Source organism: Gluconobacter sp. P1D12_c (assembly GCF_018812105.1).
In the GTDB taxonomy this organism is placed as follows: domain Bacteria; phylum Pseudomonadota; class Alphaproteobacteria; order Acetobacterales; family Acetobacteraceae; genus Gluconobacter; species Gluconobacter oxydans_A.
On sequence record NZ_JACSIQ010000948.1, the window covers coordinates 1 to 338 of the forward strand.

The 338-nt window shown below is 52.2% G+C and carries 1 protein-coding gene; it reads left to right on the forward strand.

The genetic code is table 11. The annotated features are described in order from the left end of the window. The coding region (locus tag KP705_RS21930) for a transposase (RefSeq protein WP_215765568.1) at positions 1 to 338 on the forward strand (338 nt) is incomplete at both ends.

A 338-nucleotide genomic window follows, 5' to 3' on the forward strand; every position in this document is an offset into this window, starting at 1 on the left:
TCCATCGACCGGAAGTTTCGGTTCATCCGMCAATGGAAGACGACGGATGCCGCCGCCAGTGATGGTGCGCGATTGAGAGAGGGGCTGTTAGATAAAACCAATACGGCCTCAAGCGTTTGGGCTGATACAGCTTATCGCTCGAAAGCGAATGAGGACTTCATGGACAAAGAGGGTTTTGTCTCAAAGGTTCACAGAAAAAAGCCGCATCTCAAGCCTATGCCCCGACATATCCAGAAATCGAATGCTGGAAAGTCCGTGATCCGATCGCGCGTCGAGCACGTCTTTGCCGACCAGAAATCACAGACGGGATTGTTCATCCGAACTGTCGGTATCACCCG